Below are 21,274 nucleotides of genomic sequence, written 5' to 3'. Positions count from 1 at the left end.
AAGGACATCCGCTTACTTATTTATTTTTGTTTAAAGCCTGCAATATTCACAGACCTAGTTGCGGTATGGATATATATTATGTTACGCCGGAATTAGCTTATAACAATCTTTTTGTATCACTGCCGTTCCACTAGAAGGAATTTTAACAAAAGCCAGTTGTGGTAAGGGCTGTAGCCTGTATGGCTTAATCACGATCACGCCTTTTGACAGTTTTTGGGTCAACGAAGACCGGGTTGTAGATCTCAATACGATCACCTGGTTGTAATTCTTGTGTCAGTTTTGCCAGCTTTCCGAAGATGCCGGTTTTGAGAGTATCCAGGTCAATGTCAGGAAGACGTTGAAGAATCCCCGAGTTTTCGATCGCTTCACCGAGCGTGCTATTTTCGGAGACATCAAGCTCCAACCACAGCGGTTTGTTAGGGTCGGCGTAAACCAGGCTGACATTCATGCGGTTTCACCTCCAGGGGAAGATTCATCGAGATCCGTTACGGTGATCTGGTTGGCTTGCGTATTGGTTGGGCGCTGTTCAAAGCGCCGATCAAGGAGACGTTTGGCAACGATTAAAAAACCCAGCGCCAGAAAGCCACCGGGGGGGAGCAGCATCAGAACAATGCCTTGGTAGTCCTCGAATAGCACTAGTTCCAAACCGGTAAACCCCGATCCGAGTAACAAGCTGGCGTTGGCAAACAGGGTGCCGCTGCCGAGAATTTCACGGGTGGCACCCAGCAGTACCAATGCCAGGGTGAAACCGATACCCATCATCAAACCGTCAACAATTGATGGCAGCACTGGTTGGCGCGATGCAAAGGCTTCGGCGCGGCCGAGAATGGCGCAGTTGGTGACGATCAGCGGGATAAATAGCCCCAGCATCTTGTGCAGATCATGCAGCCAGGCGTTCATGGTCATATCGACCAGGCTAACCAGCGTGGCGATCAGCAGTACAAAGATAGGAATTCGTACTTTAGGGCTGATCAACGAGCGGGTCATCGACACCAGTAGGTTGGAGCCCACCAGTACTGCGGTAGATGCCAGGCCCATTCCCAGACCGTTGGTCGCGGTCGAAGTAACGGCCAACAATGGACATAACGCCAGCAACTGCCCGAACACGACATTGTTATGCCACAGACCATCGCGAATGATTTGGCTATAGGTACTCATGACGATGCTCCATTGACCGGGACATTAGCAGGGGCATTAGCGATGGATGAACTGACGGGTATAACTACTGCGGTCGATGACAGTTCCATGCCCATTCCCAGGCCGTTGGTCGCGGTCGAAGTAACGGCCAACAATGGACATAACGCCAGCAACTGCCCGAACACGACATTGTTATGCCACAGACCATCGCGAATGATTTGGCTATAGGTACTCATGACGAAGCTCCTTTGGCAGAAACATTAGCAGTGGGCTGGCTGGCGGGTATTGGCTTTGTCAGCAACGTTGCCTGCTGCTGGCGGTAAAACTGCAGACCTGCTTTAACGGCTTTGATGACGGCGCGGGGGGTGACGGTCGCTCCAGTGAACTGGTCGAACTGACCGCCGTCTTTTTTTACCGCCCAGCCTTTGTCGTTAAGGTTGAGCAGCGAGTGGCCATCGAGGCTGCGTATCCAATTCGATTTAGCAATTTCTATCTTATCGCCCAACCCAGGCGTTTCGGCGTGCGATAACACCCGAACACCCAATACCTGACCTAAGTGATCGACCCCCATGATCATCTTGATCGGGCCGCTATAGCCATCGGGAGCGGTGATACTGAATGCCACAGCTGTAATCGTTTGTTGCTGCTCCGCGCGATAGATACGCAGGGTTTTTCCTGCCGTATCGAGTAGGTCGAGTGGCGCTTCCAGCAGGTCGTTATCGTGCAGTGCGGCGGGCAAAACCTGGCCGAGTGATGCCTTCAGGTCTTCAGCCTGGCGCTCGGCAATGGCATCTTTAGTGGCCAGATGACCGAAGGCTAGCAGCGAAGTGGACAGCAGCACGGCAACGCCCAGCAGTACCCCGGGATAACCCAGCGAGAACAGTTTGCTGTTCTTTGGTGGTTCGCCTTGAGGCTTTGTCTTAAGTTCGGTCTTAAGTTCGGTCTTAAGTTCGGTCTTAAGTTCGGTCTTAAGTTCGGTCTTAAGTTCTGCCTGAGGTACATCGGCTGGGTTAGTCATCTTACTCATGACTGCTCTCCTGGCGGTGTCATCGCGGGCATAGGTAACGGTTGGCCGCGTCGATTACGGCCGTATTGTCGGGGCTTGAGGTAGTGATCGATCAGTGGCGTCATACCGTTCATCAATAGCACTGCGAAAGCCACGCCTTCGGGGTATCCACCCCAGGTACGAATGATGAACACCAGTAAACCGCAACCACTACCAAACAGAATTTGCCCGCGCAGGGTGGTCGGTGAAGTGACAGGATCGGTTAGGATAAAGAACGCCCCGAGCATCAGTGCTCCGGAACTCAGGTGATATAGCGGGCTGGCGTATAGCTCGGGATCGATAATATGAAACAGACCGGCTAGTAGCGCCACGCTGGCCAACATACTTACCGGAAGTTGCCAGTTGATGACCCCTTGCCAGATCAGGTAGATACCGCCGGCTGCGATCAACAGCGCCGAGGTTTCACCTAGGCTCCCGGCGGTATAGCCGAGGCTGTGAAACAGCAGATTGTATTGGCCTTCAAAGATCAGGCTCAGTGTTTGCCCCTGGCCGAGGTCGGTTTTGACCTGCCCCAGCAGGGTTGCGCTACTGAAACCATCTAGGGGCATAGCACTGTTAAAGGTGATAGCCAACGCATCGATAAATCCGGGCGTAGATGCGGAAAATAGTGGCGCTGGGCTGACCCAGCTGGTCATCTGCAGCGGGAATGACAACAGCAATGCGACCCGCGCCAACATCGCCGGGTTGAAAGGGTTTTGCCCCAGTCCACCATAAACATGTTTACCGACAATGATCGCAAAGCCACTGCCACCGACCGCGATCCACCAGGGCGCCCAGGGGGGAAGCGTTAAAGCTAGCAGCAGTCCGGTGAGCAGGGCGGAGCCGTCAAACAGCACCAGCGTGATTCGCTTTTTAACCAGCCAGACGCACAGCGCTTCGAAGAAGGCTGCGCTGAGTAAGCACAGTACTACAGTGTTGAGGGCCGGTAGCCCGAAAAGGTAGATGCCAAATAGGGTCGCGGGAAGCAGGGCTATGATCACCATGGCCATCAACGACGGGACTTTGCCGGGATTACGGACATGAGGTCCCGCTTGTGGATTCAATCTGATCATTGTAAGTCCTCAGGTTGGGGCTCTGATTGGGGCTCTGATTGGAGAGACTTGTTGGCGAGTTTTTCGGCTTTAGCCGCTGCTCGTTGCGCCTTCAGGATCGCTTTTTCTTCAGCTTCACGTTGCAATCGCTCGGTTCGGTTTTGTGCCCACTGGCGGGTTTTGCTGGTTTTGATTTTGGTATTGCGTCGATCCTGCAGCTCACCCTTGGCGTAATTGAAATACTGCACCAATGGAATTTTGGAGGGGCAGACGTAAGAGCAGCAGCCGCAGCCGATGCAGTCCATCACGCCCAGTGCTTCGGTGCCGGTGACATCGTCGGCGCGCATCCTCGCACCCATCTCCAGCGGCATCAGGCCGACCGGGCAGGCTATCACGCAGCGCCCGCAACGGATGCAGGGGCGTTCGGGCCCATCGTCGATTTCGTGCTCAGTCAGGGCCAAAATGCCACTGCTGCCTTTGACGATGGGCACCTGCTGGTGCGGCATCACCTGGCCCATCATCGGCCCACCCATCACCAGGCGGGCGGGTGTTTCAGTTAATCCACCGCAGAATTTGATCAGATCCTCCACCCGGGTGCCGATCGGGACCAGTACATTCTGCGGATTTCTGACTGCGCCGCCGGAGACGGTTACCACCCGCGAGATCAGCGGTTCATCTATCCGTAGGGTGCGGTAGATGGCGAACGCGGTGCCGACATTGTGAACGCAGACGCCGATGCCGCCGGGTAGCTGACCCTGGGGCAGCTCGTGGCCGGTGATGATCTGCACCAGTTGTTTTTCCCAACCCATCGGATAGCGTGACGGAATCTGGATCACTTCGACGCCGTCGCTCCGTGCAGCCGCGGCTTGCATCGCATTAAATGCGGCCTGCTTATTATCTTCGATGGCCAGCACAGCGCGCTTGGCCTGCAGTGCATGACGAATCAGTCGGATACCGTCGAGCACGTCATCGGGGCGTTCCTGCATCAAGCGGTCGTCGCAGGTCAGGTAGGGTTCGCACTCGCTGCCATTGATAATCAGGGTGTGAATCGGATTATCCGGGTTGGGCATCAATTTGACTGCAGACGGGAAGGTCGCTCCGCCCATACCTACAATGCCAGCCTGGCCGACCCGATCGGCAATCTGTTGCGTGCTCAGGTCGAACGGGTCACCAGCGTCGGTCAGGTTTTTGAATATGCGTTCCTGCACATCGGTTTCTATCACGATGGTGCGTACCGGCAAACCGGAGGGGTGAGCCGCAGGGTGCTCCTCGATCTCGACAATGGTGCCCGAGCCAGGAGCGTGAATGGGGGCGGAGATCATCCCCTGGCTACGCGCCAGAAGTTGTCCTTTTTCGACCTTCTCGCCGACCTCTACCTCGGCCTTGGCCGGGGCGCCGATGTGTTGTTGCAACGGGATGTATAGCCGCCTGGGCATCGGCATCCGTTGGATTTCCTGACGCTCAGTGTGATGCTTCAGTGCTTCGGGGTGGACACCACCGCGTAATCCAAACAGCTTCATTGGGCACCGCCCATTTCAGTCATCGGTACACGAAACGGATTGGGGCCTGGTGGTTTGCTCCAGCGCCAGTTGCTCAGGTTAAGTTGCATCTCGGCCAGTAGAATACCTTCGGTTGGGCAAGCGTCAACACAAGCGCCGCAGCCGTTGCAGGCTTCGTTAAGTACTACGTGGAGCTGCTTAGGTGCACCGACAATGGCATCGGTGGGGCATTCCTGAATACACTTAGTACAGCCGATGCATAGCTCAGAAACCACCTTGGCCAGGCTAGGCAAAACCGGTGTAGCAGGCTGCTGCTGTTCCAGCGGGCGCCCCAGGGTTTCGGACAACTGTCGGGCCATGGAGGGGCCGCCAGGGGGGCAGAGTGTCAGCGGTGCATTGCCGTTGATCAGTGCGGCGGCAGCCTGGCTACAGCCTGCATAGCCGCATTGGCCGCATTGGGTTCCAGGAAGTAGCTCGGTGATCTGGGCAATCTGCGGGTCCTCTTTGTAGGGCAGAAAATAGTCCACGGCGCTTAGCATCAGGCCTAGAACCGTGCCGATCAGGGTCAGGATTAGTATGGAGCTGATCATAGTGTCGCTCTCCCGTTGTTATTTTTATTGTGCCTGGATTGAGTTTGAATGATGGTGGCGCCAGATCGTCAGTGTCACTGCAGTGGCAAACCGGAAAAACCTAAAAACGACATCGACAGTAACCCTGCGGTGATAAAGGCGATGGGGGGGCCGTCAAATAGTTTGGCGGTGCTGGCAAGTGCCTGACGCTCACGTAATCCGGCAAACATGACCAGTACCAACAAAAAGCCCAGCGAGGCGCCGATGCCATACATCACGCTCTGTAGAAAGCTGTTGTTCTGCTGTGTGTTGAGTAACGCGACACCGAGTACGGCGCAGTTGGTGGTGATCAGCGGCAGGAAAATTCCCAGATTCTGATACAACGTAGGACTCAGGCTACGGATATACATCTCAATAAACTGAACCACACCCGCAATGACCAGGATATAGCTCAAAATACGCAGAAACTCGACCTCCAGCGGCAACAAAATATAGTGCTCAATCAGCCAGCTAGCGGCGGTCGCCAAGGTCAGTACGAACATGGTGGCTAGCCCCATACCAATGGCTGAATCGATCTTGCTGGAGACTCCCATAAAGGGGCATAGCCCCAGAAACTGCACCAGCACTACATTGTTCACCAGCGCTGTTCCGAGTAGCAGAATAAAGAATTCGTTCATCTATCCTCTCCGATCCGGGGTGCGTCTAGTGGTAGTAATTTGATGGAATAATGGCCTGGCCTAACTCCATAGCCGTTATCGATAAATCACTGCTGAACTCCAGATCGTCAGACGGATCGAGTAAATAGTCGATCTCTGGCAGGTAGCTTGACTCTGCGGCTTGCAGATAACGAATTAGCCGGTTGTTCAGTGACGGAGCGAGTCTTAACGCATCATCCCAGTAGTCTTCGCCATGGCTCTGCGGGCTGTCAATTACAGATTTCGTAGCAGGTGACTGCAACGATAAACGCAACGCTTTGATGCTGTTGAGTAGCTGATAAATCAGCGTTGAAATCACACGTCTGCGTGGTTTGAGGTTGGCAATGATCGAGCGCTTGGATGACTGTTTTAGTAGTTCAAAAAGCTGCTCCTCTTCGAGCATAAAGCTATACGCCATCTGTTCCAGGGACGTCTCTAAACCGGCCAGTATGGCACTCATCCGTACCGGAGTAGGTTGTACTTTAAGATGCTGGTAGCAGCTGACTTGCTGCTCCTCCTCCAGTAGCTCTAGCCATCCGATGAGGGTGAATAGGTCATTGTGCAGGCGTTGGATAGTTTTATTGTTATATGCCATAGAGTTTTCCAACCTGTTGAAATATGACTGTTTTTGTTTCGCCTTTAAAGCCTGATGTCGAGTGGCTAAGAAACATTCTGCTTAATGAAAAGTAAATGTTTACGTTGGCGTTAAGTTGTGATTATACTAGATTAATGTTCTCGTTAGCGTCAAGTTTAAAATGGAACGCCACGAAGACCTTCACTCAAGTTCATTTGCGGTCATGCCTTTAACACAGAAGAGCGTCATCGCTTAACCAATACACGGGGAGTAACCCATATGACGGTACCTTCTATATCCATCACCATGACTGGTAGTGGCGGTTCAGGTGTAATGACTGCGGGTAACTTGCTGTTAGAGGCGGCAGGTCGTGCAGGTTGGTTCGGGATGATGACCCGATCTGCTGGTCCACAAATACGAGGCGGAGAGGCGGCAGCAATGTTGCGCTTGTCGTCGGAGCCGGTGTTAGCTCATCAGGATCGTTATGATATTTTGCTGGGGATTGATTGGAAAAACGCCGATCGTTTTGCCGCTGAGATCCCGCTCGACGCTGATAGTTTAATTGTTGGCCCAGGCGAGGCACCTGCGATTTTCGCCGAAGCGGCTGGACAGCAGTTTCAACTGGATCTACCCAAAATAGCCAAGAGCGTCAGCGGTGGCCGTCCCAACATGGTGGCGCTGGGCGTTGCGGCAGCTATCGTGGGATTACCCGAAGAGGCCGTCGCCCAGGTGATCGATAAGGCTTTAGGCCGTAAAGGAGCAGATGCGGTCAGCGCGGGTATGGAGTCGGTACGTGCGGGTATGGAGGCTGCCAAGGCGCTGCCTAGCTTTAATAGCCTGGCGGTCAATACCGAGGCCGAGACTACCAGTCAGGAAGCACGCTGGAATATCTCCGGCAACGAAGCCTGTGGTTTAGGTGCGGTTCGTGGCGGGGTGCGTTTTGTTGCCGCCTACCCGATTACCCCGGCCACCGAAGTGCTTGAGTGGTTGGCACCGGCGTTACCTAAGCTGGGTGGCGCGCTGGTACAGGCTGAAGACGAATTAGCATCGGTGACCCAGATTATCGGTGGATCCTTTGGCGGCACACCCTCTTTAACGGCCACTTCTGGCCCTGGTTTGGCGTTGATGATGGAATCGATTGGACTGGCGGTCGCATCAGAAACCCCGATTGTGGTTATCGATGTGATGCGCGGAGGCCCCTCTACCGGTATTCCAACCAAGTCTGAACAATCGGATCTGAATATCGCCCTCTACGGGCTTCATGGTGATGCCCCGCATCTGGTGTTGGCACCATTAACTATCGGCGACTGTGTATTCACTACTCAATGGTCGGTGGTGTTAGCCGAGAAGCTGCAAACGGCTGCCATCGTGTTATCGGATCAGGCGCTGGGACAGACCCGGGCGATCATTCCAAGACAGCAAGATGTGGGAATGGTAGCCGAACGCGAGGTGCCGGCAACGCTGGATGAAGACTATCAACGCTATGCCAATACCGAATCAGGTATTTCACCTATGTCGATTCCGGGGCAGGCTGGCGGTCAGTACTGTGCCGATGGATTGGCGCATACGCCGACAGGATTACCTTCCAGTAAAGCCGATGATCACCATCTACAGATGGATAAGCGACTGCATAAACTGACCAATTATGAGTTCTCAAGCCATTGGGCCGAAATAGAAGGTAGCGACGATGCTGAGGTGGCGGTACTGACCTGGGGATCGAGTTACGGTGCTGCCAGTGAAGCGGTAGCCGCTATGCAGGCTGAGGGTAAGAAGGTACGTTTGATCGCCATGCGTTTACTGTCACCGGCTCAGCCAGAGAAATTGGCCGATTCGTTACAGGGAATCAGTAAAGTATTGGTAGTTGAACAGAGTCATAGCGGACAGTTTTATCGCTATTTACGTGCTCAATATGATATCGATGCGCAAGTCCGTTCGATGGCAGTGCCGGGACCTCTGGCTATCCGTCCATCCGATGTTCTTAAAACCCTTAGCGAGTGGAGCTGATCATGATTGCGACTACAGGAACACATTTATCCGAAGGGGGTTGCCAGATCATGGCGGCCAAGGACTATAAGTCAGGGGTCAAGCCAGTATGGTGTCCGGGTTGCGGCGACTACGGGGTGCTGCTATCGCTGACCAAGACACTGGCCGAGCTACAACTGTCACCTGAGCAGGTGTCGGTGATCTCCGGCATCGGCTGTTCGTCACGGATTCCCGCTTACCTGAAAACCTTCGGTTTTCATGGTGTGCATGGCCGGGCTTTGCCACTGGCGACCGGACTTAAAGTCTCGCGTCCGGATCAGACTGTTATCGTAGCCAGCGGCGATGGCGACGGTTTCTCGATCGGGGGTAACCATTTTCTCCATGCCTGTCGGCGTAACGTTAACCTGACCTATATTGTGATGGATAACCAACTCTACGGCATGACCAAAGGTCAGGCCTCGCCCACCAGCGCACCCGACTGGGAGAAGGGCAAACTGACGCCTGGCGGAACCGGTATCAATCCGTTCCATCCATTGGTGGTGGGGCTGGCCTCGGGTGCTAACTTTATCGCCCGTGTATCGGGTACCGACGCTAATGGCGCCGTGCCGATCCTGAAACAGGCGATCGAGCATCCTGGCTTCTCGCTGGTACATATCCTTAGTCCTTGTATCACCTACAATCGTGATCAGTTGGAATGGAAAAAGCAGGTCAGACAAGCACCGGTGGAGGCTACCAGTGATCCGGCCCAAGCTGCCAGACGACTGATGACCGACGACAATCTAAACCTGGGTGTGCTGTATAAGGGCAATAGGAAACCCTATCAGCCAGACCTTAAGGCACAGGTTGATAGCTTAGAAGTGCTTGAAGAGCAGTTCGCCGTGTAAGCTTGTTATTGAAGAGCCTGCCTGGTCATTGATAAAGAACCGCCTTACCAGGCGGTTTTTATGGCTTATCGCCGGTTGGGGGAATGAGTTATATGAGCGGTTTACCGCAGTAGCCCAGAGTCATGTTAAGAGCTTGTTTCACCACAGAGGGCGCAGAGGACACAGAGAAGAGCGTAAGCTAACTCAGACTGCTCTTAACTGACTGTCCGTGGAAACGAGGTAAAACCAAGCTTAAAACCCAATGGAGTCATTAACGCCTCAAGCAGGGGCACGCATTTGCGTGTCCCGGCGCGAAGCGCCCTCGCTGCCTTGACTGGTTAATTGGCATTTCTACGAATCCAAGTTGTTATTGCATAAAAGAAATATATGCCGCTTACAAAAAACACAGCCACCAACAAAGCAGAAAATTTATCAGTTACTGATTGCACATCATAAAAATAAATCATGCATGATGTAGCTGTTAGAAGAACACAACTCACAAAAAATCTGTTCTTTTCATTAGCCAAGTCTGTCGCATATTCAAAAAGATAGAGAACGAATAGAAGTCCAACAGTAATAGTCCGTATTACTTCTAACATACTGATCTAATGTCTATTAAAGCCGTGGTTTGGGGCTGACATGGAGCGCCAGCGGAATGGCAGTCCCAGCCGAAGGCGACAACACCGCCTTGTTAGGCATTGGTGACATCAATGCACTTTCCTGTTTCATGGAGCCAGTGGTATACCCTAGTATCTGCAATGCCACCATCCAAGATAAGTAGCACGATATGGTCGCCAGTTCCGTTTTCTCCTATGGCAATAGCATTGCTCGGAAAGCCAGGCCAGTCCTGAGCTGACTTCTGGTTCAAAACTAAGTTGTCGCCGGTTTTCCGAATACTCTTTTTATTTGTCAAATCCAGAATTGGGTATAACTCCCAAGCCTCACCTCCGAAGCTTACGCTACCCCCATTTAAGGACTGCATAGAAACTCTATACCAATTGGGCAAGGAGACGCCGAGTTCTGCCTCTGCTTTTTCAATAAATTTTATATCTACTGACTGTGCCATTGCGTATGCCTAACGCCTTACACAGCGGCGAGTAGAGCGAGTCCGACAGCCGTAGGCTGTAAACTGCTGTAACTTGTTAGGGTTAATCATTGCGCGAAAGCTCCAGTATTTCGAGAAAGCCTTTTTCCTTAGCTAGTGAAGATACTGATATTCCCTTGGTATTGACGTAACTTATGTCGCCACCGTGTGATACTAAAATTTTGACGCTCTCTACGTTGTTATTTACAGTAGCTATTAATAAAGGAGTATTGTAGATGGAAGTGTCGTTTTTAACGACAATGTTGGGGTCACCCCCTGATTCCAATAACTTTAAAAGAATACCATTCTCTGACCAATTTGCAGCCATGAATACAGGTGTTTGGCCTTGCCAGTTTACAATATTTGGGTTGGCTGAACGTTGTAGAAGGTTGTCAGCTAACGCTTGTTGCCCACCTATGGCAGCCATGTGAAGAAGGCTGGCACCACAAGCATTTTGGTAATTGACATTAAGGCCATCTTTCAGAAGTACGAACACTTCAGAATCATCTTTGTCGTCAATCAGTGCTGCGATGGCTTTATTAAAAGGAGTGCTAGGATCCAAGTTATCTTGGCACGAACGCTCGATGCACCCTGACACGAGAAAAAGGACTATGACTGTAATAAGTAATTTATGCATAATTCGGTACTAGAACCCTAACGCCGCGAGCACGGGCGAGGAGCGCAGCGACGAGTCCAACCCGCTTGCGGGTGTTCGTGGCTTGCCTTGTTATAGAAGCGAACTGCTGTATTAACTACTTCCATGTAATGTGCCTATGCTCATTAATATTGGGCCAGAACTGCAATGCTGTCCCGCTAATAAAAGCCTGCTGGATGGCACACCCGAATGACTGAGAAGGCGGTGCCGATACTGCAAACTTACCTATGGCACCAGGAACAAAATCGCTGAAGAGAATACACAGCACATCCTTGATGCTGGACTGCCAACGGGTGGCAGTGATTACCTGATAATAACTGAACTCAGATTAAAAATCTTAGAGCGTTATAACGCCGCAAACAGTGGTCGGAGCAAATTGGCGCAGCTTTTGCGCAAGCAAAAGGTGTGACGATTTAGGACGTCCGCTGCTTTGCCTGGTTAAGCATCTTCTTGCTCCATGGCTTTAATTAAACTTTCAATAGCCGGAATTACACTTGGGTGATTGCTCACCCATTCTTCGCCAAGATATTGGGTAATTGTTGCCCCATCGAGGACTTCCTTCATTTTACTGGAAGTTCTAGCCTGTAAGAGGCTATGAGCCAAACCCATAACGTCTTCACTTTCTTCGGCAATTGGAAAACCTAGTTCTTCTCCCCATTCTTTTTGAATAGCAGAGATTAACTTCCCGGCTGCCTTCTCTGATGCTGATTTAATCCTTGGCATGACTTGTATGCTTAACGCCGCAATGTGCTGTTTTTGTAAGTGGAGGCGAAGCCGGAGCTTACAAAAATCTGAACCATTGCCTTGTTATGCTTTGACATTATCAAGTATACGATCTGCATGTTCACTGCTTTCTTGAAATTCTTTAGGCAGGTAATCATATTTATTTAATGATGAATCCAATTCTTGTAACACTTTGTTTAGCATTTTATATTTTGGATAACGTGGAATCATGAAGCCTATCATGTTGCTACCTGGAGACGTGCCGTTTGCGCCATAGTGAAAAGGGATATTTGTAAAGCACACTAAATTTGGCATTGATTCTTTGTGTGATTTCTCTAGCTTTCTATATTCAGACCTTAATTTTTCAAATTCACGATGTCCTTTTTCTGCCTTCATATTAGGGTGATTAACATCGACAAATATAAGGTAAGGTCCATCGACATTCTTTTGCATTGCGTCTTTAAGCTTGTCGTAAAGCCTTATCTTCTTCGACTTCCCTTGGCTAGAACCAAGCACATTCTTTACATTCCTAGTTTTAGCTTCGATATAAACTTTTTGATTTGTTTCGGTATGAATAGCCAAACATTCTGGCACACGACCGTTTTTGCCAGATTTCTCATCGCTATGCTCTAATGTGAACCCAGCTCTAATTAATGTGGCGAATACAAAAAGCTCGTACCTAGAGCCATTAAAATTCTGTTTATTTCTAAGCCGATTAAGAATAAAGTCTGGTAATTGATCTACACTTTCAAGGACAAAAAGGTCATAAGCTAAGTGAAGCAATGATAAAGCTTTGCCATTTGGCTTTCCCCAACGATCTGAGGCATTCTCTTCTAGATTTGGAACACCTTTTGTATACCACTTAGCAACTTCATGCATTTCCCTATAGTCTTTTGCTAGTTCCTCTTCTAACCAAAGATCTCCAAAACTACTTTTTAAGTACGATACGAGAAAGTCTGCGGGTGTCTCCCAGTCGAAATCAGGATCATTTGACTGATATATATTTCCACGCACTGATACCAACATGCGGCCATATACATGAACGCCATTTACTGATGGAGTATCTCCAAAATATTGCTGATGATATTGCTCCGATATTTTGTGCTTAAGCTGTGCTTTACGCACCAAGTCTTGCGTTTCTTTTGGAAGTTCAGAAAAACTCACAGTAGGCTGAGTCGATGTTTCAGTATCTTTTTCCATATTTACCTGTGATCAACTTCCATAGCTAGGTTGAAGCATAACGCCAAAAGCAGCGGCGGCGGAGCCGTCCAGCCCGTAGGGCGATGCTGCCTTTTCTTGTTATGTTTTTATTTGATCGAAGTACCATTTAGCCTGCTCCCATTCCATGTCTTGCGCCATGTGATAATCGAACTGCCTAGGATAGCGGTGATGCTCTAGTATGTACTTTAAATGTGCATCCGCTATTTCTGGATCATAGACACGCCACACCATTCTGCGTGTACCGTTCCAAGTTTCACGAATAAGAAAAAGCGCATTCCCACCAGCTTTGATTTCTTCATCTAGCTGGTCACAGAAAGGATCTACGATACCTCGCTCTTCCTGAGATGGCATACCTTTTTCAATAAGCTCTTCGTAATCAATGATAACGGATAAGTGCCAACTAAATATCTTCTTTGGTTCGAAATCTTTTAGCGCAGAGTTAAGGACCCCAATACAAGGCAAATCATCTTCTTTCCACTCGAGAATGCCAAACTCCTCTTCGGGGATGACAACACGAACCTCATTCTCTTTTAGGTCTTCCTTTTTACTAAATAATTTCTTTAGCACGGAACTCTCCATGAAACATAACAACTTTATTAGTGAGCCCGTGTAAGGTAGCAAAGCTTGCAAGCTTTGCTACCTTACACGGTACATTCTAAATCCATGGATGGGAAAAGCTATGTATCGTAGAAGCCGAGAGTATCAGGAGTCTGTTACTAAATTCGCGAAGGCGAGAGTTGCCAGAGAGGAAAAAAGGATTAATGGTGTTCATCCTGAATACCCGCCTGAATTACCTGCGCTGCGCAGATTAATTGAAATAACAGACTATGATACGGGTATTCCTGTTACCCATCGATTAGAACTATATCGTAGTAACCGCATTGATTGCTATAACGTGTGGGTAAATGGCAAATTATGGAAAAAACGAATGGGTTGGAGCAAAGTCCTTGAAGGATTAAGAAAAGCTCTACCACGTCGTATCAATCACTGATGAACATGTCCGTTATTGGCTCAGATCAGGCCTCAGAACAAACAAAAAACGCCTCTAAGTTAAAGGCTCATTGGTCATCAAATCGCATGAGCAAACAGTGTGGGCCCTAAAGATGAAACTCTTTTATTGTGGCTTAAAGTTGATGGTTTTTTGTAGCCAGCAGAACGCAAACGAATCGTGGCTCAGGGCGTAGTTTCTTTTGGTTCATCACGCATTAGCGGGAAAGGTATCTTTCTTTTACATATCATTACGCTCTTCTCTGAGCTCTCTGTGTACTCCGTGGTAAAACAAGCTCTTAACATGGCTTTGGGCTACTGGGGTAAATCGTTCATTTCACCTTAACCTGTGCAGCACCTTTCTTATTCGGGTATTAGCCCCTAATAAAATCAGGTGGTGCTTTGAGGTTTTTTTAATCGTCCAGATTGGGCGGGTCTAGGTCTTCATCCCAGTGGTTGTCAGGCTGTGGCAGGGTGCTCAGAAGTTGACGCAGGGTCTGGATGTGTTGTGCATGTTCTTGTTGGTGTGGAGAGTGAAGATCCTTTTCCATATCGATGCGCGAAAGCAGTGCCTTTAAAGTACTTTGCTCGACGTTGAGCGCCAGTTCGACGGCATGGTAGGGCGTCATCAGGTAGTGTGAGTTGGCGTTGATATCGTCGGCGGGGGATTCCTGATCGACGTTAAAGGTCAAAGGGGAGAGCTGAGACAGGTCTAAGTCTGCAGCCAGTATTTCGAGCTCTTGAACATGTTGCTGTTGATGTTGGGCAAGCAGGTGAAAGGTGGTGGCGGCTTCGGAGTTGTTACAGTTTTCCAGTTGTTCGGCCAGCTCAGCATAGCATTCTGCCATCTCTGCTTTGAGACTTATCGAACCGCTAATCAAGGCGGTATGAGAGTGGGGGGCTGTGGCAGTGCTATTCATCGGCAGATTCCTTGTCGGTTGAATGCGCTACCCTTGCCTAAACTGATAGGTCTAAACCGGGAGGTTTATTCGGTAGCGGCCGTTTTTATAAATTCCTGGCAGTGGGATTTGGCGTTTTTAACCTCTACCAGTAGCTCTTCGATATCACGCTTGTTCTGTTCCAGTCGGTCTTCGTGTTTCTGCAGCAGTTTGAACCAGTGCTGTAACTGGGTGGCTTCGTCGGTGCCCGAGTCGTAGATATCGAATAGTTCGCGTGACTCATCGAGTGAGAAGCCGACCCGCTTGCCGCGCAGAATTAGCATCAACCTGACCCTGTCACGTTTGCTGTAGGCGCGGCGGTACTTGCTTCGGTCGGGATTTAATAAGCCCTTGTCTTCATAGAAACGAATCGCTCTCGATGAGATGTTGAACTCTTGCGATAACTGGGTGATCGAGTAGCTTATTTCGTTTGTCTCCGTCGCCGAATTATCGGCCTCGGATTCTGTTTCATGTTTTAGATCGGTCACAGTATGCTGGTCTTCACTCGTTACTATAGGGTTATTGTCCGGCGCGTATTGTCGCAGCATGATAGATCTACTAAATAGCACCGTTAACCACGATTTTACGATAACTTTTGTGTTAGCGAAACTGTTATGACAGGCTGTGTTTGCCAGTACCTGCGTTGTTAAACGTATTGACCGGCATCCACCCGGATCACTTCGCCGGTAATCATACGTGCGGCATCCGAGACTAAAAATAGCACCGCATTGGCGATATCTTCGGGCAGCGCGAGTTCGGGAACCAGCGCTTCGTTCTGGGCTTTGTCGATATATTCGGGTGGTAGTTGTTTGGCCATTTCGGTCATCACCATCCCCGGGGCGATCGCATTGGCTGTTATTCCTTTAGCTCCGAGCTCGCGCGCAGTTGTTTTGGTCAGTCCGATTAACCCCGCTTTGGCGGCGCTGTAGTTAGCCTGACCAAATTTACCGCGGATGCCGTTGATCGATGTGATATTGACGATACGCCCGTGTCCGGCGTTACGCATGATCGGCGCCATGGCACGGATCATATGGAAGGCTCCACCAAGGTTGATATCGATCACTGACTGCCACTCGTCATCGGCCATCCTGGCCAGGCTGCGATCGCGGGTGATACCTGCGTTGTTAACCAATATGGTGCAGTTACCCGGTAGTGCTGTTACAGCCTGATTTACTGCTTCAGAATTACTGATATCCACCTGGTGATAGCTGAATGGATCGTCAGCATTAGGGTTCTGCTCGCTGACGTCAAACAGGTGCACCTGGGCACCGCGGGCATGCAGCGCTAGAGCGATTGCACGGCCGATGCCTCGGCTGCCACCGGTGACAACAGCAGCTTTGCCACTGAGATCGTAAAGTTGTTCGAATGACATAAGGTTTCCGCTGTTGGTTGTGAAAAAGAGGCGCCTGTAATATTAGGGAAGGTGCGAATAAGTCCCTTGATCGCACCTTTCCTAGGCACTACTGATTAGTCGTTAACAGTCTGTCAGTGGATCGGACAGGTAAGCGCCAGGCGCTGCGCTGGCCGGAATCCACACTGCTGCAAGAAACCATTGAGATTGAAATTGTCCCAGGGCACCTCGGTACGGATCGATTCCACATGTAGCGCTTTGAGGTTGGTCACGAGCTGTGATACCAACGCCTGGCCGATATTGTTGTCCCGCGCTGAAGGGTCAACACCGATGGTATCGATCACCGCTTCGGAGCAGGTCAGACCAAAGCCGCCGTTATCCACCCGCGCCATAATAAAGCCGCGAATGTCGGCAAGCTTATCCTTAACCGGATCATCTTTTTCGGCAACTAACGACACCCGGATACCGGACTCATTGAGTGCCTGGCTGACGGTGCGTTGATAGTATGCGGTGCGATCCGAATCGGTGATATGACGGTCGATGCGAATAATCGAATTGAGATCCTGTTCGGTCAGGCTGCGCATCGGTATCCGGTCGCGCGACAGATCGATCTCTTCGGCCTCGGATTCTGTCATGGCGTCAGTAGCGAGTTCGAGCACATTACGGTTGGCCAACTCGAAGCCGGCGTCAGAGAAGAACCGCAACAGGTCAGGTTGATCCCATTTAACCACCGATTGCAACTCGCTACCGCCCAGTTGACGAACTTCATCGATCAGCCGGGTGAAAAGCGTATTACCTACGCCGCGGCGTTGGTATTCCCGGTCGACACCGATTGCATCCAGTACCGCAATCGGAGCGGTGCCGCCGAATTCACCCTCGAGCATCTGACAGGAGACAAAGCCTGCAATATTGCCTTCGAACTCGGCGCTTAACGAGATAAAGGTATTAGGGTTTTGTTGTTGAGCCTTGAGTCGTTTACTGAAAAAGTCTTGTCGCGGCGCGCCGCTGAATTGCTGATCCAGCGCAACGACCGCTTCCAGGTCGTCCGGGCTTAGCGCCCGGACCTTTACGTTATTTTCTGTCATTGGTGACTGTCCTTTGTTGCGGTTATTTAACCGTGCAAACGATCGTATTTGGCCTGCAGCTGCTCTTGGCTTTCCTGGTAATTTGGATCGCTAACGATACACTCAGCCGGGCAAACCAGTTGGCACTGCGGTTCATCGTGAGCGCCGACACACTCGGTACAGTTCTCAGCATCAATGACGTAAAGAATACCGTCACCCTCGCTGATTGCGTCGTTCGGGCACTCCAGTACACAGACATCACAAGCGGTACAATCTTCATGAATGATTAGGGCCATGGTCGTTCTCCTGTGCTATTGAATATTTATGGGCGGCTCATCAATAAGCCGCGCCCGATCAAGACGCTTTAGCCAGCGACTCGAGTTTTTGTAGTTTTTCGTGACGGAACGCACCCCATAAGGCGGCACCGATTGCTCCAGCGTATGCGGAATCCTCGTGGCTGCGGGCTACGCCCTTGAGCTTCAGCTTCTGCATCGACTCGTTCAGGCCATCAATCATGCCGCTGTCCAGCGCCAAACCTCCGGTACAGAGGACAACACCGTCGGTAGCCTTGATCACCCGTAGCAATTTAGCCAGGCGACCCGCCATCGATAGGTGAATTCCCTTAAGGATATTCGGCGCAGAGATGCCGCGCGATACCATGTTGATAACATCGGTCTCGGCTAGTACCGCGCAGATACTGGAGACGATTTCAGGATCGTCGGCCTGGCGTGACAGGGTGCCGATCTCATCCTGAGCGATACCCAGGTAACGCGATATGTTTTCCAGAAACTGTCCCGAACCCGATGCACATTGGCTGGTCATGCGGTAGTTGAGTACCTTGCCCTGGTTGTCGATTTTCATCGCCCGACCATGCAGTGCGCCCATATCCAGTACCCCGGTCGCTTCCGGATCAAGATAGATCGCACCGCGTGAGTGAGTGGTCATCGAGTAGAAATGACCGGTGCGAAACGAGATATTCTCGCCGTCGCCGGTGGTGGCGCAATAGGTTACATCGTCGCGGGTCAGACCGTTGTCCTTGAGCAACTGGTCGTAGGCATACTCCGACAGCTCCAATGGGTCACGGGTCCGAATCCGATCGTTACGTTTGGCCAGCCATTCGACTTTGCCGTTCTCGTGTTTGAACAGTACCGTTTTAACGGCACCCGTACCTAAATCAATACCTGCAGTAATCATGGTTTATGCCTCCACTGCGCGGCGGGCAAATTCTGCTGCCCCTAGTGCGCCGGTGTAAATGGAATCGGGATCGATGTTGATCTTCAGATCGCCGTAGTTTTCCTGAACCAGAATGCGTAGTTCTTTAACCGCCGCTTCGTTCTTGGCAACGCCGCCGGTAAAGGTCAGCTCGTTATCGACGCCGCCGGAGCGGGACAGAATAGACATGGAGCGCAGAATGATGGCACGGTGTAGACCGGCGATGATGTCTTCGCGTTTCTCACCTAATGACAGGCGGTCTCGCAATTCGGCACCGGCGAATACGGTACAGGTCGAGTTGATCGATACTTTCTTGGTCGACTTCATCGCCAGCGGTCCAAGCTCGTGCAGACCGAGTTGCATCTCGTCAGCGATGTAGCCCAGGTAGCGGCCACAACCAGCGGCGCAACGGTCGTTCATCTGGAAGTTGACGACGATCCCGCTCTCATCGATCTGAATACCCTTAGTATCCTGGCCACCGATATCGAGTACAGTACGGGTCTTGGGGTACATCAGATGCGCACCCAGACCATGACATAGGATTTCAGAGCGGATGTGCTCTTTCGGGAACGGCAATCGGGCGCGGCCGTAACCGGTACCGACCACGTAGGTTTCTTCGAGTTCGATATCGAGTACTTTTGTCAGTGCCGACTGAACCTGACCGAAATCGGTAGTCTGGATCTCATCTGCGTTAAGGGTACTGTCGAGTGCCGCCATAAAGGTTCCGCTCATATCCACTTCGGGTGGAATGTTCTCAACTTCGATGATCGACTTATCGTAGATGTTGATCAATGTATCCGAGTTGATCTTGAGCTTGTCCGCCTCTGCCTCAGCGACCTCCATATAGACGGTACCGGCCAGATCACGGAAGAAGTCTGACTTGCGCTCGGCACCGGGCTCGAACAGTTTGGACAGCTCGACTTGTAGTGACGCGAAGGTACCATCAAGCGCTTTGCCTAATGTAGCGGGGTCTTCTTTATAGTTGCCCTCAGCTGCTTTTTCATCACACAGCGTTTGCAGGTTCTTCAACTGGACCAGGAACTGGGCCAGACGGAAGTGCCGCTCCAGCATGTCGATGGTGTCGTCGGTACTCAACGACAGGCCTGATGATTTGTCTAGTTCCTGGCGCAATAGCACCAGACGTGCGCTGATCAGCGCTTCGGTCTTAGCAACCAACGCCGCCGTATCATAGTTGGAGCGGGAGTTGGTGATGCCGTGCCCGAGCGGGGTGCCGGTATCATCCATGACAACCGCTTTGGTTGTCGTCGATCCCAGGTCAATTCCGATAAAACATTTCATAGCTGGCTCCTGTTAGCGCGCGCTGGCGATCATGTTGCTTTGGCCCTGACGGCGTTGCTCAATCATCTGGAAGTAACTTTCCAGACGGTTCTTGACGTTTGCTGCCGAGAAGTAGCGCGGGTCAACCAGATCGGTTTCGACGAAGGCACCCGGTACACCGGTTCGCTTCTCGATCTCTTGCATCATCATCAACTGACCAGCAGAGAAACTGTTACAGCTCTTGATCGAGTTGATGAGCAGGCCATCGGCCTCGTAGTCTTTGACGTATTTCTCCAGCATATCGACACGCTTGGGCAGGTTACGGTTGGTGTAACAGCCCAGGCAGTAATCGGCCAATGACTCGAGAGGATTGTCGGCATCGTGGCGGAAGCCCTGGTCATAAACGCCGCCTACCTTGGTGTAGGTACTGGCGACAACCACCGCGCCTTCGTCGTAAAACATCTTCCAGAACTCACGGAAGTTGGTCCAGTTAGGTGGTCCTTCCATGACGATACGATACTTCTCTTTGCCCATTGAACCACCCGGTGTTATCGGGCCCTGTCCGTTCTTGATGCGCTGTTCGATCTCCTGGCGTAGAACCTTGTAGTAATCGACCGCTTGTTGAGTACCCCGGAAGGCGGTAAACATCGGTCCGAGATAGTAGATCGCACCAAAATAAGCATCAATCGGGCTAGGTTTGTTCTTGGCGCTTTCCAGGACCCAAACAAGATCGTCTTCGGCCTGGGCGGAGCGGCGCATCTGCTCGCGCAATGCATCGATATCAAACTTGTTGCCGCTGACTTGCTCCAGCGCCGGGATCACTTCTTCTTTAAGCTGCTTGACCACAAAGTCACGCATGTTCTGGGTGACTTCGCCGTCGCCCTGATAAGGTACCTGCAACATGACGGTCGGGCACTTGTACTCCTGACGCAGCAGCTCGAACCATTTCATAAAGGTGAAACAGCCGGTATAGGAGAGCAGCAGCAGATCGGGATTGGGCATCGGTTTGCCATTAGGGGCAATATTACCTTTGCTCATCATGCCGATGTCGGCCTTAACGTAGGTACAGACATCTTCTGAATGACCCATCCGCTCAGCGCTCTGGATCATGCCGCCACTCTGTTGCCGCATGGCATTCTGGATGGCGTTGGTCTCTGGCAGGTTGTTGAGCATGCCAAAGCTTTGGATCAACTCGTTCAGGTTGCCGGGCACGAAAGTTGAACAGACTTTTTTGCCATTATTGGCGGTATCTGTCAGGGCATCGTAGTTGGAATTGATCATCTCCTTTTGCATCAGCATCGAGGAGTCTTTTTGGGGATCTAAGGTTTCAATGTTTGCACTCAT

25 protein-coding genes are annotated in these 21,274 nt (G+C 51.1%); 3 read left to right on the top strand and 22 right to left on the bottom strand.

The window, feature by feature from the left end; translation table 11 throughout:
* Positions 1-184: 184 nt before the first annotated feature.
* The 9 genes from EHS89_RS15750 to EHS89_RS15710 all read right to left on the bottom strand — a co-directional run bounded on the left by EHS89_RS15750 (position 185) and on the right by EHS89_RS15710 (position 6,592).
* Complete coding sequence (locus EHS89_RS15750; RefSeq protein ID WP_124927120.1) at positions 185-448, bottom strand: RnfH family protein; 264 nt, start codon at positions 446-448, stop codon at positions 185-187.
* Positions 445-1,158 carry an electron transport complex subunit E gene (locus tag EHS89_RS15745; RefSeq protein WP_124927119.1) on the bottom strand — a complete coding sequence of 238 codons (714 nt, stop codon included), beginning with the start codon at positions 1,156-1,158 and terminating at the stop codon, positions 445-447. The genes EHS89_RS15750 and EHS89_RS15745 overlap by 4 nt, the downstream gene beginning before the upstream one ends.
* Entirely contained in the window at positions 1,155-1,373 is a 219-nt protein-coding gene (locus EHS89_RS15740) for an Rnf-Nqr domain containing protein (RefSeq protein WP_124927118.1), read from the bottom strand. The genes EHS89_RS15745 and EHS89_RS15740 overlap by 4 nt, the downstream gene beginning before the upstream one ends.
* Complete coding sequence (gene rsxG / locus EHS89_RS15735; RefSeq protein WP_229753609.1) at positions 1,370-2,164, bottom strand: electron transport complex subunit RsxG; 795 nt, start codon at positions 2,162-2,164, stop codon at positions 1,370-1,372. The genes EHS89_RS15740 and rsxG overlap by 4 nt, the downstream gene beginning before the upstream one ends.
* Entirely contained in the window at positions 2,161-3,255 is a 1,095-nt protein-coding gene (locus tag EHS89_RS15730; protein WP_124927117.1) for an RnfABCDGE type electron transport complex subunit D, read from the bottom strand. The genes rsxG and EHS89_RS15730 overlap by 4 nt, the downstream gene beginning before the upstream one ends.
* Complete coding sequence (gene rsxC / locus EHS89_RS15725) at positions 3,252-4,754, bottom strand: electron transport complex subunit RsxC (RefSeq protein WP_124927116.1); 1,503 nt, start codon at positions 4,752-4,754, stop codon at positions 3,252-3,254. Before rsxC ends, EHS89_RS15730 begins: the two co-directional genes overlap by 4 nt.
* On the bottom strand, positions 4,751-5,323 hold the full coding sequence (locus EHS89_RS15720) for an RnfABCDGE type electron transport complex subunit B (protein ID WP_124927115.1): 573 nt from the start codon (positions 5,321-5,323) through the stop codon (positions 4,751-4,753). The genes rsxC and EHS89_RS15720 overlap by 4 nt, the downstream gene beginning before the upstream one ends.
* Before the next feature lie 74 nt (positions 5,324-5,397).
* Positions 5,398-5,979, bottom strand: coding sequence for an electron transport complex subunit RsxA (rsxA, locus tag EHS89_RS15715; RefSeq protein ID WP_124927114.1), 582 nt, complete (start codon positions 5,977-5,979; stop codon positions 5,398-5,400).
* 25 nt (positions 5,980-6,004) lie between these two features.
* The gene (locus tag EHS89_RS15710) at positions 6,005-6,592 is read right to left on the bottom strand and encodes a hypothetical protein (RefSeq protein WP_124927113.1); all 588 of its coding nucleotides are present in this window, start codon (positions 6,590-6,592) and stop codon (positions 6,005-6,007) included.
* A gap of 258 nt (positions 6,593-6,850) precedes the next feature.
* Here EHS89_RS15710 and EHS89_RS15705 point away from each other — a divergent pair, with 258 nt between their 5' ends.
* Both EHS89_RS15705 and EHS89_RS15700 read left to right on the top strand, forming a co-directional pair.
* Positions 6,851-8,575, top strand: a complete 1,725-nt coding sequence (locus tag EHS89_RS15705; RefSeq protein WP_124927112.1) for a 2-oxoacid:acceptor oxidoreductase subunit alpha — start codon at positions 6,851-6,853, stop codon at positions 8,573-8,575.
* A 2-nt stretch (positions 8,576-8,577) separates the two neighbouring features.
* A complete protein-coding gene (locus tag EHS89_RS15700) occupies positions 8,578-9,438 on the top strand; it encodes a 2-oxoacid:ferredoxin oxidoreductase subunit beta (RefSeq protein ID WP_211340353.1) in 861 nt (286 codons plus the stop codon).
* Positions 9,439-10,108: 670 nt separating this feature from the next.
* Here the strand turns inward: EHS89_RS15700 and EHS89_RS15695 are convergent.
* From EHS89_RS15695 to EHS89_RS15675, 5 genes are all read right to left on the bottom strand, one after another.
* Positions 10,109-10,483, bottom strand: a complete 375-nt coding sequence (locus EHS89_RS15695; protein ID WP_124927111.1) for an SMI1/KNR4 family protein — start codon at positions 10,481-10,483, stop codon at positions 10,109-10,111.
* A gap of 82 nt (positions 10,484-10,565) precedes the next feature.
* A complete protein-coding gene (locus tag EHS89_RS15690; protein WP_124927110.1) occupies positions 10,566-11,138 on the bottom strand; it encodes an ankyrin repeat domain-containing protein in 573 nt (190 codons plus the stop codon).
* Positions 11,139-11,594: 456 nt separating this feature from the next.
* A complete protein-coding gene (locus EHS89_RS15685; protein WP_124927109.1) occupies positions 11,595-11,879 on the bottom strand; it encodes a hypothetical protein in 285 nt (94 codons plus the stop codon).
* Between the two features lie 84 nt (positions 11,880-11,963).
* Positions 11,964-13,079, bottom strand: coding sequence for a hypothetical protein (locus tag EHS89_RS15680; protein WP_124927108.1), 1,116 nt, complete (start codon positions 13,077-13,079; stop codon positions 11,964-11,966).
* Between the two features lie 99 nt (positions 13,080-13,178).
* Complete coding sequence (locus EHS89_RS15675) at positions 13,179-13,667, bottom strand: DUF695 domain-containing protein (protein WP_124927107.1); 489 nt, start codon at positions 13,665-13,667, stop codon at positions 13,179-13,181.
* Between the two features lie 112 nt (positions 13,668-13,779).
* On the opposite strand from EHS89_RS15675, the gene EHS89_RS15670 reads away from it, so the two are divergent.
* The gene (locus tag EHS89_RS15670) at positions 13,780-14,091 is read left to right on the top strand and encodes a hypothetical protein (protein WP_124927106.1); all 312 of its coding nucleotides are present in this window, start codon (positions 13,780-13,782) and stop codon (positions 14,089-14,091) included.
* A gap of 409 nt (positions 14,092-14,500) precedes the next feature.
* On the opposite strand, the gene EHS89_RS15665 is transcribed toward EHS89_RS15670, so the two are convergent.
* From EHS89_RS15665 to bcrB, 8 genes are all read right to left on the bottom strand, one after another.
* Positions 14,501-15,007, bottom strand: a complete 507-nt coding sequence (locus tag EHS89_RS15665) for a ferritin family protein (RefSeq protein WP_124927105.1) — start codon at positions 15,005-15,007, stop codon at positions 14,501-14,503.
* A 65-nt stretch (positions 15,008-15,072) separates the two neighbouring features.
* On the bottom strand, positions 15,073-15,573 hold the full coding sequence (locus EHS89_RS15660) for a MerR family transcriptional regulator (RefSeq protein ID WP_124927104.1): 501 nt from the start codon (positions 15,571-15,573) through the stop codon (positions 15,073-15,075).
* Positions 15,574-15,671: 98 nt separating this feature from the next.
* Positions 15,672-16,397: a 3-oxoacyl-ACP reductase FabG gene (fabG, locus tag EHS89_RS15655; protein WP_124927103.1), complete on the bottom strand. Its 726-nt coding sequence runs from the start codon at positions 16,395-16,397 to the stop codon at positions 15,672-15,674.
* Positions 16,398-16,510: 113 nt separating this feature from the next.
* The gene (locus tag EHS89_RS15650) at positions 16,511-17,461 is read right to left on the bottom strand and encodes a GNAT family N-acetyltransferase (RefSeq protein WP_124927102.1); all 951 of its coding nucleotides are present in this window, start codon (positions 17,459-17,461) and stop codon (positions 16,511-16,513) included.
* 26 nt (positions 17,462-17,487) lie between these two features.
* Complete coding sequence (locus tag EHS89_RS15645; RefSeq protein ID WP_124927101.1) at positions 17,488-17,736, bottom strand: YfhL family 4Fe-4S dicluster ferredoxin; 249 nt, start codon at positions 17,734-17,736, stop codon at positions 17,488-17,490.
* Positions 17,737-17,794: 58 nt separating this feature from the next.
* Positions 17,795-18,634 carry a benzoyl-CoA reductase subunit D gene (bcrD, locus tag EHS89_RS15640; RefSeq protein ID WP_124927100.1) on the bottom strand — a complete coding sequence of 280 codons (840 nt, stop codon included), beginning with the start codon at positions 18,632-18,634 and terminating at the stop codon, positions 17,795-17,797.
* 3 nt (positions 18,635-18,637) lie between these two features.
* Positions 18,638-19,951, bottom strand: a complete 1,314-nt coding sequence (gene bcrA, locus EHS89_RS15635) for a benzoyl-CoA reductase subunit A (protein ID WP_124927099.1) — start codon at positions 19,949-19,951, stop codon at positions 18,638-18,640.
* 12 nt (positions 19,952-19,963) lie between these two features.
* Positions 19,964-21,274 carry a benzoyl-CoA reductase subunit B gene (gene bcrB / locus EHS89_RS15630; protein ID WP_124927098.1) on the bottom strand — a complete coding sequence of 437 codons (1,311 nt, stop codon included), beginning with the start codon at positions 21,272-21,274 and terminating at the stop codon, positions 19,964-19,966.

This window comes from Amphritea balenae (assembly GCF_003858655.1).
GTDB lineage: Bacteria > Pseudomonadota > Gammaproteobacteria > Pseudomonadales > Balneatricaceae > Amphritea > Amphritea balenae.
This window is presented reverse-complemented; position numbering and strand designations above follow the sequence as displayed.

Excerpts from the sequence above, each read along its gene's own strand:
- EHS89_RS15750 (WP_124927120.1), bottom strand. The coding sequence starts at position 448 with ATGAATGTCAGCCTGGTTTACGCCGACCCTAACAAACCGCTGTGGTTG.
- EHS89_RS15745 (WP_124927119.1), bottom strand. The coding sequence starts at position 1,158 with ATGAGTACCTATAGCCAAATCATTCGCGATGGTCTGTGGCATAACAAT.
- EHS89_RS15740 (WP_124927118.1), bottom strand. The coding sequence starts at position 1,373 with ATGAGTACCTATAGCCAAATCATTCGCGATGGTCTGTGGCATAACAAT.
- rsxG (WP_229753609.1), bottom strand. The coding sequence starts at position 2,164 with ATGAGTAAGATGACTAACCCAGCCGATGTACCTCAGGCAGAACTTAAG.
- EHS89_RS15730 (WP_124927117.1), bottom strand. The coding sequence starts at position 3,255 with ATGATCAGATTGAATCCACAAGCGGGACCTCATGTCCGTAATCCCGGC.
- rsxC (WP_124927116.1), bottom strand. The coding sequence starts at position 4,754 with ATGAAGCTGTTTGGATTACGCGGTGGTGTCCACCCCGAAGCACTGAAG.
- EHS89_RS15720 (WP_124927115.1), bottom strand. The coding sequence starts at position 5,323 with ATGATCAGCTCCATACTAATCCTGACCCTGATCGGCACGGTTCTAGGC.
- rsxA (WP_124927114.1), bottom strand. The coding sequence starts at position 5,979 with ATGAACGAATTCTTTATTCTGCTACTCGGAACAGCGCTGGTGAACAAT.
- EHS89_RS15710 (WP_124927113.1), bottom strand. The coding sequence starts at position 6,592 with ATGGCATATAACAATAAAACTATCCAACGCCTGCACAATGACCTATTC.
- EHS89_RS15705 (WP_124927112.1), top strand. The coding sequence starts at position 6,851 with ATGACGGTACCTTCTATATCCATCACCATGACTGGTAGTGGCGGTTCA.
- EHS89_RS15700 (WP_211340353.1), top strand. The coding sequence starts at position 8,578 with ATGATTGCGACTACAGGAACACATTTATCCGAAGGGGGTTGCCAGATC.
- EHS89_RS15695 (WP_124927111.1), bottom strand. The coding sequence starts at position 10,483 with ATGGCACAGTCAGTAGATATAAAATTTATTGAAAAAGCAGAGGCAGAA.
- EHS89_RS15690 (WP_124927110.1), bottom strand. The coding sequence starts at position 11,138 with ATGCATAAATTACTTATTACAGTCATAGTCCTTTTTCTCGTGTCAGGG.
- EHS89_RS15685 (WP_124927109.1), bottom strand. The coding sequence starts at position 11,879 with ATGCCAAGGATTAAATCAGCATCAGAGAAGGCAGCCGGGAAGTTAATC.
- EHS89_RS15680 (WP_124927108.1), bottom strand. The coding sequence starts at position 13,079 with ATGGAAAAAGATACTGAAACATCGACTCAGCCTACTGTGAGTTTTTCT.
- EHS89_RS15670 (WP_124927106.1), top strand. The coding sequence starts at position 13,780 with ATGTATCGTAGAAGCCGAGAGTATCAGGAGTCTGTTACTAAATTCGCG.
- EHS89_RS15665 (WP_124927105.1), bottom strand. The coding sequence starts at position 15,007 with ATGAATAGCACTGCCACAGCCCCCCACTCTCATACCGCCTTGATTAGC.
- EHS89_RS15660 (WP_124927104.1), bottom strand. The coding sequence starts at position 15,573 with ATGCTGCGACAATACGCGCCGGACAATAACCCTATAGTAACGAGTGAA.
- fabG (WP_124927103.1), bottom strand. The coding sequence starts at position 16,397 with ATGTCATTCGAACAACTTTACGATCTCAGTGGCAAAGCTGCTGTTGTC.
- EHS89_RS15650 (WP_124927102.1), bottom strand. The coding sequence starts at position 17,461 with ATGACAGAAAATAACGTAAAGGTCCGGGCGCTAAGCCCGGACGACCTG.
- EHS89_RS15645 (WP_124927101.1), bottom strand. The coding sequence starts at position 17,736 with ATGGCCCTAATCATTCATGAAGATTGTACCGCTTGTGATGTCTGTGTA.
- bcrD (WP_124927100.1), bottom strand. The coding sequence starts at position 18,634 with ATGATTACTGCAGGTATTGATTTAGGTACGGGTGCCGTTAAAACGGTA.
- bcrA (WP_124927099.1), bottom strand. The coding sequence starts at position 19,951 with ATGAAATGTTTTATCGGAATTGACCTGGGATCGACGACAACCAAAGCG.
- bcrB (WP_124927098.1), bottom strand. The coding sequence starts at position 21,274 with ATGAGTGCAAACATTGAAACCTTAGATCCCCAAAAAGACTCCTCGATG.